At 72.8% G+C, this 10846-nt stretch carries 7 protein-coding genes; 5 read left to right on the plus strand and 2 right to left on the minus strand.

Annotated features, from left to right (window positions below; all coding sequences use genetic code 11):
• Nucleotides 1–5: 5 nt before the first annotated feature.
• The 3 genes from MKW14_RS00185 (at nt 6) to MKW14_RS00195 (ending at nt 5260) form a co-directional block, all read left to right on the plus strand.
• On the plus strand, nt 6–2426 hold the full coding sequence (locus MKW14_RS00185) for a xanthine dehydrogenase family protein molybdopterin-binding subunit (RefSeq protein WP_240857983.1): 2421 nt from the start codon (nt 6–8) through the stop codon (nt 2424–2426).
• A gap of 176 nt (nt 2427–2602) precedes the next feature.
• Complete coding sequence (locus tag MKW14_RS00190) at nt 2603–4060, plus strand: NCS2 family permease (RefSeq protein ID WP_240857985.1); 1458 nt, start codon at nt 2603–2605, stop codon at nt 4058–4060.
• A 48-nt stretch (nt 4061–4108) separates the two neighbouring features.
• The gene (locus MKW14_RS00195; protein WP_240857986.1) at nt 4109–5260 is read left to right on the plus strand and encodes an XdhC family protein; all 1152 of its coding nucleotides are present in this window, start codon (nt 4109–4111) and stop codon (nt 5258–5260) included.
• Between the two features lie 12 nt (nt 5261–5272).
• Here the strand turns inward: MKW14_RS00195 and MKW14_RS00200 are convergent, their stop codons facing one another.
• Together MKW14_RS00200 and MKW14_RS00205 are read right to left on the minus strand one after the other, a co-directional pair.
• Nucleotides 5273–7615, minus strand: coding sequence for a serine/threonine-protein kinase (locus MKW14_RS00200; RefSeq protein WP_240857987.1), 2343 nt, complete (start codon nt 7613–7615; stop codon nt 5273–5275).
• A gap of 156 nt (nt 7616–7771) precedes the next feature.
• Complete coding sequence (locus tag MKW14_RS00205; protein WP_240857988.1) at nt 7772–8212, minus strand: SRPBCC family protein; 441 nt, start codon at nt 8210–8212, stop codon at nt 7772–7774.
• 225 nt (nt 8213–8437) lie between these two features.
• On the opposite strand from MKW14_RS00205, the gene MKW14_RS00210 reads away from it, so the two are divergent.
• Nucleotides 8438–9652: a cytochrome P450 gene (locus MKW14_RS00210; RefSeq protein WP_240857989.1), complete on the plus strand. Its 1215-nt coding sequence runs from the start codon at nt 8438–8440 to the stop codon at nt 9650–9652.
• Nucleotides 9653–9826: 174 nt separating this feature from the next.
• Nucleotides 9827–10789: an NAD-dependent epimerase/dehydratase family protein gene (locus MKW14_RS00215; RefSeq protein ID WP_240857990.1), complete on the plus strand. Its 963-nt coding sequence runs from the start codon at nt 9827–9829 to the stop codon at nt 10787–10789.
• Nucleotides 10790–10846: the final 57 nt, after the last annotated feature.

Genomic DNA, 10846 nt, shown 5'->3' on the forward strand with positions numbered 1-10846 from the left:
GCCCGATGCCCTCCCCCACTCCCGGCTTCGCTCGGGCGGGCGGTGCCCCCATCGGCACTCCCAGCAAGATCACCCAGGGTTCGCAGACCAGGGGCGGCATCGGCGAGTCGACGCTGCGCCCGGACGGCACCCTCAAGGTCACCGGCGAGTTCGCGTACTCGTCCGACATGTGGCACGAGGACATGCTCTGGGGCCAGATCCTCCGCTCCACCGTCGCCCACGCGGAGATCGTCTCCATCGACACGAGCGAGGCCCTGAAGACCCCCGGCGTGTACGCCGTCATGACCTACGACGACCTGCCGACCGACGTGAAGAACTACGGCCTGGAGATCCAGGACACCCCGGTCCTCGCGCACGGCAAGGTCCGCCACCACGGCGAGCCCGTCGCCATCGTCGCCGCCGACCACCCGGAGACGGCCCGCCGGGCCGCCGCCAGGATCAGGGTCGAGTACCGCGAGCTGCCCGTCATCACCGACGAGGCCTCCGCCACCGCGCCCGACGCGATCCTCGTCCACGACAACCGCACCGACCACCACATCGGCCACGTCCCGCACCCCAACATCGTCCACCGCCAGCCGATCATCCGCGGAGACGCGGCCGAGGCCGCGAAGAGGGCCGACGTGATCGTGCGGGGCGAGTACCACTTCGGCATGCAGGACCAGGCCTTCCTCGGCCCCGAGTCCGGTCTCGCGGTCCCCGAGGAGGACGGCGGCGTCCACCTCTACATCGCCACCCAGTGGCTGCACAGCGACCTGCGCCAGATCGCGCCCGTCCTCGGCCTGCCCGAGGAGAAGGTGCGGATGACGCTGGCCGGGGTCGGCGGCGCGTTCGGCGGCCGCGAGGACCTGTCCATGCAGATCCACGCCTGTCTGCTCGCCCTGCGCACGGGCAAGCCCGTCAAGATCGTCTACAACCGGTTCGAGTCCTTCTTCGGCCACGTCCACCGCCACCCGGCCCGCCTCTTCTACGAGCACGGGGCCACCCGCGAGGGCAAGTTGACGCACGTCAAGTGCCGGATCGTCCTCGACGGCGGCGCGTACGCCTCCGCCTCCCCCGCGGTCGTCGGCAACGCCTCCTCGCTCGGCGTCGGCCCCTACAACGTCGACGACGTCGAGATCGAGGCCATCGCCCTCTACACCAACAACCCGCCGTGCGGCGCCATGCGCGGCTTCGGCGCGGTCCAGGCGTGCTTCGCCTACGAGGCGCAGATGGACAAGGTGGCGAAGGAACTCGGCCTGGACCCGGTGGAGTTCCGGCAGCTCAACGCCATGGAGCAGGGCACGCTCATGCCGACGGGCCAGCCCGTCGACTCGCCGGCCCCGGTCGCCGAACTCCTGCGCCGCGTCAAGGCGATGCCCATGCCGCCGGAGCGGCAGTGGGAGTCCAGCGAGGGCGCGGACGTACGGCAGCTGCCGGGCGGCCTGTCCAACACCACGCACGGCGAGGGCGTCGTCCGCGGCGTCGGGTACGCCGTCGGCATCAAGAACGTCGGCTTCTCCGAGGGCTTCGACGACTACTCCACCGCCAAGGTGCGCATGGAGGTGGTCGGCGGCGAGCCCGTCGCCACCGTGCACACCGCGATGGCGGAGGTCGGCCAGGGCGGCGTCACCGTCCACGCGCAGATCGCCCGCACCGAGCTGGGCGTCGCGCAGGTGACGATCCACCCCGCCAACACCGAGGTGGGCAGCGCCGGTTCGACCTCCGCCTCCCGGCAGACGTACGTCACCGGAGGCGCCGTCAAGAACTCCTGCGAGCTGGTGCGGGAGAAGGTCCTGGACATCGGCCGCCGCAAGTTCGGTACCTACCACCCGGCGTGGGCGACGGCGGAGCTGCTGCTGGAGGGCGGCAAGGTCGTCACCGACGGCGGCGAGGTCCTCGCCGACCTGGTGGACGTGCTGGAGGACGAGGCCGTCGAGGTCGAGGCCGAGTGGCGGCACCGCCCCACCGTCCCCTTCGACCTGCGCACCGGCCAGGGCGACGGCCATGTCCAGTACTCCTTCGCCGCCCACCGGGCCGTCGTCGAGGTCGACACCGAGCTCGGCCTGGTCAAGGTGATCGAGCTGGCCTGCGCCCAGGACGTCGGCAAGGCGCTCAACCCCCTCTCCGTGGTGGGCCAGATCCAGGGCGGCACGCTCCAGGGCATGGGCATCGCGGTGATGGAGGAGATCATGGTCGACCCGAAGACCGCGAAGGTCAGGAACCCGTCCTTCACGGACTACCTGCTGCCGACCATCCTCGACACGCCGATCATCCCGGTCGACGTCCTCGAACTCGCCGACGACCACGCCCCGTACGGGCTGCGGGGCGTCGGCGAGGCACCCACCCTGTCCTCGACCCCGGCGGTCCTCGCGGCGATCCGTAACGCGACCGGTCTGGAGCTGAACAGGACGCCGGTACGGCCCGAACACCTCACGGGCCAGGCGTAACCAAGTCCCTCCGGGCGGCACGGGGAGCAGTCACACCTCGAATGTGCCGCCCGGAGCAGCCAGTTCGTTCGTCTCGGGCCGTCCCCCGGGTCGTGCGGCCGCAGCACCTTCCCAAATCCCGTGGACCGCGAGGCGGTTCACACGGGTGCCCCTTTGAACCTTGGGAGTAGGCCCACATGACCCAGCAGTCCCTTCAGCCGCAGACCGTCCCTCAGGAGGCGGGCGCGGGAACCCGCGTCCCCGCCGGACGGTCGTGGCTCGACCGGTACTTCCACATATCCGGGCGGGGATCCAGCGTCGCCCGCGAGGTCCGCGGTGGCGTCACCACCTTCATGGCGATGGCGTACATCCTCCTGCTCAACCCCCTGATCCTGTCCGGCAAGGACGCCGCCGGGGACACCCTCGGACAGAAGGCCCTGATCACGGCGACCGCGTTCGCCGCGGCCTTCACCACGCTGCTGATGGGCCTCGTCGGCAAGGTGCCGCTCGCGCTCGCCGCCGGCCTCTCCGTCTCCGGCGTGCTGTCCTCGCAGGTCGCCCCGCAGATGACCTGGCCGCAGGCGATGGGCATGTGCGTGCTGTACGGCGCCGTCATCATGCTGCTGGTGGTCACCGGCCTGCGCGAGATGATCATGAACGCGATCCCTCTGGCGCTCAAGCACGGCATCACCATGGGCATCGGCCTGTTCATCGCCCTCATCGGCTTCTACAAGTCCGGCTTCGTGCACCAGGGCAAGGCCACCCCGATCACCCTCGGCCCGGCGGGCGAACTCGCGGGCTGGCCGGTGCTGTTGTTCGCCGGCACCCTGCTGCTGATCTTCATGCTGCAGGCCCGCAACTTCCCCGGCGCCATCCTCATCGGCATCGTCAGCGGCACGATCGTCGCCGCGGTCCTCAACGCCGCCGGTGTGATCGACCCGAGGCAGTGGGCGAACGGCGCCCCCGAACTGCACGGCAGCGCGGTCTCCATGCCCGACTTCTCGCTCTTCGGGCACGTCGCGTTCGGCGGCTGGGGCAAGGTCGGTGCGATGACGGTCGGCATGATCGTCTTCACCCTCGTGCTCGCCGGGTTCTTCGACGCCATGGCCACCATCATCGGCGTCGGCACCGAGGCGGAACTGGCCGACGACAAGGGCCGGATGCCGGGTCTGTCCAAGGCGCTGTTCATCGACGGCGCGGGCGGCGCGATCGGGGGTGTCGCGGGCGGCAGCGGCCAGACGGTGTTCATCGAGTCGGCGACCGGCGTCGGCGAGGGCGCCCGCACCGGACTCGCCTCGGTCGTCACCGGACTGTTCTTCGCGGCCTGTCTCTTCTTCACCCCGCTCACCGCGATCGTGCCGCAGGAGGTGGCGTCCGCCGCCCTGGTCGTCATCGGCTCGATGATGCTGATGAACGCCCGGCACGTGGACTGGGGCGACCGCGCCACGGCGATCCCGGTCTTCCTCACCGTCGTCGTGATGCCGTTCACCTACAGCATCACCGCGGGCGTCTCCGCCGGCGTCATCTCCTACGTCGCCGTCAAGGCCGCCCAGGGCAAGGCGCGCGAGATCGGCGCCTTCATGTGGGGCCTCGCGGTGATCTTCCTGGTCTACTTCGCCCTCAACCCCGTCGAGAGCTGGCTGGGCGTGCACTAGCCGCCCGCCGAACCGCCCTTCCCCTCAAGCCCGTCAGGAGACCGACAGATGCTGGACATCGCCGAGGAGCTGAACCGGTGGGTCGAGCAGGGACGCGACGTCGCCGTGGCCACGGTGGTGGCCGTCGGCGGCAGCGCACCCCGCCGGCCGGGCGCCGCCCTCGCGGTGGACGCCGACGGCACGGCGATCGGGTCGGTCTCCGGCGGCTGTGTGGAGGGCGCCGTGTACGAGCTGTGCCGGCAGGCGCTGCGGGACGGCGAAACCGTCCTGGAGCGCTTCGGATACAGCGACGAGGACGCCTTCGCCGTCGGTCTGACCTGCGGCGGTGTCATCGACATCCTCGTCACCCCGGTACGGGCCGGCGACCCGGCACGTCCGGTGATCGCGTCCGCGCTGGACGCAGCCGCCCGGGGTGAGGCGGCGGCGGTGGCGCGGATCGTGTCCGGCCCGGCCGAACTCCTGGGCCGCGTCCTCCTCGTCCGCCCCGACGGCTCCCACGACGGCGGGTTCGGCGCCCACCCCGAGCTGGACCGGACCGTCGCCGCCGAGGCGTCGGCCTTCCTCGACGCGGGCCGCACCGGCACCCTGGAGATCGGCGAGCAGGGCTCTCGCTGCGGAGCACCGCTCACGGTCCTGGTCGAGTCCTCCGTCCCGCCGCCCCGGATGATCGTCTTCGGCGCGATCGACTTCGCGTCGGCGCTGGTCCGGATCGGCAAGTTCCTCGGCTACCACGTGACGGTGTGCGACGCCCGCCCGGTGTTCGCCACCCGCACCCGTTTCCCCGAGGCCGACGAGATCGTCGTCGAGTGGCCCCACGTCTACCTGGAGCGGACGCCCGTGGACGGCCGCAGCGTCCTGTGCGTCCTCACCCACGACGCCAAGTTCGACGTACCCCTGCTCCGGCTGGCGCTGCGGCTGCCGGTGGCCTACGTCGGCGCCATGGGCTCGCGCCGCACCCATCTGGACCGCAACCGGCGGCTGCGCGAAGTGGGCGTGAGCGAAGTGGAGTTGGCGCGGCTGCGCTCGCCCATCGGACTGGACCTCGGCGCCCGCACCCCCGAGGAGACGGCCCTGTCCATCGCCGCCGAGATCGTCGCCGACCGGCGCGGCGGCAGCGGTGTCTCCCTCACCGGCGCGCACACGCCGATCCACCACGACCCGGCGGCCCTGCCGGTGCGGCGGATCGGGTCGGTGGCCTGAGCGGGAGGGGCGTCAGTCCGAGGCCTTCGTCGGGGCGGGGGTGGGGACCACCGTGTCGGAGGCCGACGGGGCGGGCTTCGTGGCCGGGTTCGTGGCCGGGTTCGTGGACGGCAGCCGGGTGGGCCGGTCCGGTCGCACCGAGAAGGCCGTGTCGCCCGCGACGGCCACCAGGGCGTCCTTGACCAGGAGCACGTACGGGGTGGTCTCGCCGGCCGACTCGCCGGGATCCGCGAGCGCCGAGGTGCGCCAACGCACCGCTCCCGTCGCGCTGTTGAGGGCCAGGACACGTCCGTACTCGTTGACGAGGAACAGGGTGGAGAACTTCGGGGACACCACCGGCGCCGACAGGTTCTCCACGTCGGTCCTCGCCTGCCACAGCCGCTTGCCGTCGGCGCCGCGCACGGCGGTGACCGTGCCGTCCGGCCGCACGAAGTAGAGGGTGCCCTTGAGCAGGGCGGCCGTGCCGCGCGGGGTGCCCGGCAGCGCGGTGCGCGCGACGGCGCCGGTGCGCGGGTTCACCCGTAGCAGGGCCGAGTACGGCTGGTCGTCGCCGGCGGCGGTGATCTGCTGGTCCGCCAGCTTCGGGAGCAGGAACAGCAGTTGGCCGTCCACCGTGCCCATCGGCCGGGCGCCGGTGGGCAGCGTGGCGATTTCGGAGGGGGCGCCGTCGTCCGGGCCGAGTCGCAGCACAGCCACCTTGTCCGTGCTGGGATCGTCCAGCGGAGTGCACACGCCGTAGGGGGCGCCGTCGAACACGGTCGGTGTGCAGGCGTTCCCGCTCGACGACTTCGCCGGTGCCGTCCACAGCTGCCGGCCTGTGGCGTCGTAGGCGACGAACGTGGTCCTGTTCTCGTCCATCGCGAGGACGCCCCGGTCGAACAGGACGGCCGGCTCCTCGTCGGCGACGGGGCGGGCCCACAGTTCCGCGCCGGTCTTGGCGTCCAGGACGGCGAGGCGCCGGGTGCGGTAGGTGCCGGCCGGGTCGGGCTTGCGGTAGGTGTAGACGCGTCCGTCGCGTACGCCGACCGGGCGCGAGGTCTCCGGGTCGGTGCCCCGGCGCCAGTCGACCCGGCCGGACGCGGCGTCGAGGCGGGTGACGGTGAAGCCGGTGCCGGCGCAGTACACAGTCGTCGAACCGCCCGCCACGCAGCCGGACTCGCTGAAGTCGACCGGGTCGCCCCGCTTTGCGGTGAGCAGGCTCGCCCGCCAGGGTTTCCAGCCCGTGGGCAGCCCCGCCACGGGAGCGCCGGCCGCGCTCGCCGAGCCGCCGCCGGCGGCGGAGGGGTCACCGGCCGGTCCGCCGCTCGCCGCCATGTGGGCGGCCGTGAGACCGACCACGGCGACGGCCATCGCCGTGCCGATCCCGATGAGGACCCGCCGTACGCGGCGGCCACTGCCGCCGGGCGCCGACGGGGTGACGGTCGTACCGTCGGGCCGGTTCGGCCCCGCCGTGCGGCTGTGGCGGGCGTGCGGCGCGGCGGTGGTGTCCGCGCCGGGTGCGGAGCGCGGGGCCGGGACGCCCGTGAGGTCGGGGAAGGCCGGGGGAGCCTCGGTGGGCAGGTCCATCAACAGGCCGTGCAGCTCGGCCAGTTGCGGCCGGGCCAGCGGGTCCTTGTCCAGACAGCGGGCCGCGATGCCGCGCAGCGGTTCCGGGACGCCGTCCAGGTGCGGGGCCTCGTACATCACCTGATAGCCCGTCAGGTACGGGCTGCCGCCGTCGAAGGGGCGGTTGCCGGTGGCCGCGTACGCCAGCAGCGAGCCGAGCGAGAACACGTCCGAGGCGGGGGTGACGTCCTTCGGTGAGGAGAACTGCTCCGGGGACATGAAGGGCGGGGTGCCGATGAGGCGGCCGGTGACGGTCAGGTCCTCGTTGTCGGCGGCGCGGGAGATGCCGAAGTCGATGACGCGGGGGCCGTCCTCGGCCACCAGGACGTTGCTCGGCTTGAGGTCGCGGTGCACGACGCCGGCGCGGTGGATGTCCCGCAGCGCCTCCACGAGGCCCAGGGCCAGGGTGCGCAACCTGCGTCCGGTGAGCGGCCCTTCCTCGGCAACGATGTCGGAGAGTGTGCGGCCGGGCACGTACAGCGTGGCCATCCACGGCTGTTCGGCCTCGGGGTCGGCGTCCACCACGGGCGCGGTGAACGCCCCGCTCACCCGCCGCGCGGCCGCGACCTCCTGCCGGAAGCGGGCCCGGAACTCCTCGTCCAGCGCGTACTGGGCGTGCACCACCTTGATCGCGACCTGCCGTCCCGAGGCGGACAGCCCCAGGTGCACGACGCCCATCCCGCCACTGCCGAGCCGGTCGATCAGCGTGTAGCCACCTATGGACGCGGCTTCCCCGGAACCCACCGACATGCCCCGCCCACCTCCCCATCCCCGAACCCACCCGACCCGACCACCCCACACCCTAGGCGGTCCCCGCACCCCACCAACCACTCCCCACGAAAGCGTCCCCGTCGGGCGACCCGCGCAACACGGCCGACGGGCAGGGGTGTTTGCGGCGTGCGGAGGTCACGGCATGCGCAGGAGGCGGTTGGCCGCTCGGCCGAACATGGTGTGGGACGCGCGGTGCAGGAGGGGGTCCACCGGGCCGGGGAGCAGGGGGACCCTGAGTTCCTCGCGCCAGATGACGTGGCTGCGGCCGCCCGGGCCCGGGCGTACCTCGATCTCCGCCCAGCCCTTCACCACCCGGCCGCGTTTCTCCAGGCGGACCAGGCCGTGTTCCTCGTCCGTCGGCGGGCGCCAGACCGTGACCTCCATGCGGTCCTCGAAGGCGAGGGGACCGAGGCCGGTGCGGGCGACGATCACCGTGCCCTCATGGGTCGGCGGCGCGGTGAGCACGGTGACGCGGGTCAGCGGGACCACCTCGCCGTGCCGGGGCCACTCCGTGAGGCGGCGCCAGGCCTCGGGGAGGGGGAGCGGTGCCGTGCGTTCGAGGAGGATGTTGACCACGTGACGCATCGTAGGGAATCCGGGCTGCTCAGCGTGGGCTTCCGTGGCGCGTCACACACTTGGCGCAGCGGAGGGCGTCGCGGAGGCACGCCGGCGGCCGGCGTGCGGGAGATCGTGGACGGCGCGCGGGACGCCGCCGGCGGCTCGGCAGGACGACCCCTACCGCGTCCGTACACCCGTGCGGCACTCTGAGAGCCCGTGTCACCGCCGCCCGGAAGGCGTCTCATGGACCGTCAACTGCGCGCAGGTCTTGATGAGTTGCAACGCGATCCGTACCCGCACTACGAGCGGGCCCGGCGTGCCGACGGCCTGACCCGTCTCGCCGAACTCGACGCCTGGCTGGTCGCCCGGGACGCCGACGTCCGCGAAGTCCTGCGCAGGCCGGAGGACTTCTCGTCGGCCAACGCCCTCACCCCGGACGTGATGCCCTCGCCCGCCGCGTTCGCCGTCCTCGCCGGCGGCTTCGGCGGCCGGCCCGTGGTCGTCGGCACCGACGGTCCCCGGCACCAGGAACTGCGCGCCCCGATCGTGCGCGGCCTGTCGCCGGCCCGGGTGGCCGCCGTCCTTCCGTACGCCGCCGAGCGCGCCGCCGCCCTGGTCGACGGGTTCGTCAAGGACGGGCACGTCGAGCTGATGTCGGCGTACGCGGAGAGGCTTCCCGGCGAGGTCATCGGCCGGGTCGTCGGCCTCGACCCCGCCGACGTCCCCGGCGTCGTGCACGGCGGGCACCGCGCGGAGGAGCTGCTGTTCCGCCCGCTGGCCGAGGACGAGCAGATCGCGGCGGCCGAGGACGTGGTCGCGATGCAGCGCACCCTGGAGCGGTACGTCCGGGCCCGGCACGCCGAGCCCCGCGACGACCTGTGCACGGAGCTCGTCAGGTCCGTCGTCCCGGAGGGCGAGCTGGCCATGGAGCACCGGCACGAACTCGTCGCGCATCTGCAGAACCTGCTGCTCGCCGGTCACCTGACCACGACCGCGCTCATCGGCACGACCGTCCTCCACCTGCTCCGCCACCCGGACCAGTGGGACCTGCTGTGCGCCGAGCCCGAGAGGATCCCCGCCGCCGTCGAGGAGGCCGCCCGCCACGACAGCGCCCTGCAGGGCTTTCGCCGGATCACCACCCGTCCGCTCACCCTCGCCGGCACCGAACTCCCCGCCGGGGTGACCCTGTTCGTCGCCTTCGGCGCCGCCAACCGGGACGCCGCCCGCCATCCGGACCCGGACACGTTCGACATCACCCGCCCCCCGGTGCGCCACCTCGCCTTCGGACTCGGCGTGCACGGCTGCCCCGGCGCCCAGCTGGCCCGCGAGCAACTCAGGCTCACCCTGGAGGAGTTGACCCGCCGGCTGCCGGGCCTGCGGCTCGCGGGGGACCGTCAGGTCGTCATGCGGCCCACGATGATCCACCGCTCACCCCAGGCCCTGCACCTGACCTGGTGAGCGGTTTCGGGAGCGCCCCTCCGGCAGCCTGGGCACGGCACCCCGCCGGGACTGTGCACGGCGAGTACAGACGGCGTGCATAGCCGGTGATCGGAAGCCGGATCCAGGTATGCGAACCCGCCACAGGGTTACTCGCGCCGACACGCAAGTGACGGCGAGAGTGAGGAGCGACCCGTGAGCGGAAACCTGTGGCGCCGGGCCCTGGTCACCGGTGGAGCCGGGTTCGTCGGCTCCCACCTCTGCGGCAGTCTGCTGGAGGCCGGCAGCGACGTCGTGTGCCTGGACAACCTGTGCACCGGATCCCGGTCCAACGTGGCCGAACTCGAACCGCGGCCCGGCTTCCGCTTCGTGCGGGCCGACGCCACCGACCCGGCCGCCGTACGCGCCCTGCCCGGCCGCTTCGACCTGATCCTGCACTTCGCCTGCCCCGCCTCACCGGCCGACTACCTGCGGCTGCCGCTGGAGACCCTCGACGTCGGCAGCAGCGGCACCCGCAACGCGCTGGAGCGCGCCCGCGCCGACGGGGCCCGGTTCGTGCTCGCCTCCACCTCCGAGGTGTACGGGGACCCGCTGGAGCATCCGCAGCACGAGGGGTACTGGGGCAACGTCAACCCCATCGGCCCGCGCAGCGTCTACGACGAGTCCAAGCGCTTCGCCGAGGCCCTGGTCACCGCCCACCGCAAGGTGCACGGCACGAACGCCGCCATCGTGCGGATCTTCAACACCTACGGCCCCCGGATGCGCACCGGCGACGGCCGCGCCGTCCCGGCCTTCGTCTCCCAGGCCCTGGACGGAGCCCCGCTCACCGTCGCCGGCGACGGCCGCCAGACCCGGTCCCTGTGCTACGTCGACGACACCGTCGACGGCGTGCTCGCGCTGGCCGCCTCCGGCGAGCCGGGGCCCGTCAACATCGGCGGCGGCGAGGAGATCACCATGCTCGACCTCGCCCGCCGGATCATCGACCTCACCGGCTCCGCCTCCCGCGTCCGGTTCGTCGAGCGCCCCGCCGACGACCCCGCCCGGCGCCGCCCCGACACCCGGCTGGCCCGGGAACGGCTCGGCTGGCAGCCGAGGGTCGGATGGGCCGAGGGGCTGGAGCGCACCATCGGCTGGTTCGCGCGGGCCGTCGCGGCCTGACCGGGCCGACGGAGCATCGACCACCCCGTACGCATAGTGAAAAATCCGCTTTTTATC

Source organism: Streptomyces gilvus (genome assembly GCF_022513565.1).
In the GTDB taxonomy this organism is placed as follows: Bacteria; Actinomycetota; Actinomycetes; order Streptomycetales; family Streptomycetaceae; genus Streptomyces; species Streptomyces gilvus.

Bases quoted from the DNA above. Each gene is read 5' to 3' on its own strand.
- MKW14_RS00185 (WP_240857983.1), top strand. From the start codon at position 6: ATGCCCTCCCCCACTCCCGGCTTCGCTCGGGCGGGCGGTGCCCCCATC.
- MKW14_RS00190 (WP_240857985.1), top strand. From the start codon at position 2,603: ATGACCCAGCAGTCCCTTCAGCCGCAGACCGTCCCTCAGGAGGCGGGC.
- MKW14_RS00195 (WP_240857986.1), top strand. From the start codon at position 4,109: ATGCTGGACATCGCCGAGGAGCTGAACCGGTGGGTCGAGCAGGGACGC.
- MKW14_RS00200 (WP_240857987.1), bottom strand. From the start codon at position 7,615: ATGTCGGTGGGTTCCGGGGAAGCCGCGTCCATAGGTGGCTACACGCTG.
- MKW14_RS00210 (WP_240857989.1), top strand. From the start codon at position 8,438: ATGGACCGTCAACTGCGCGCAGGTCTTGATGAGTTGCAACGCGATCCG.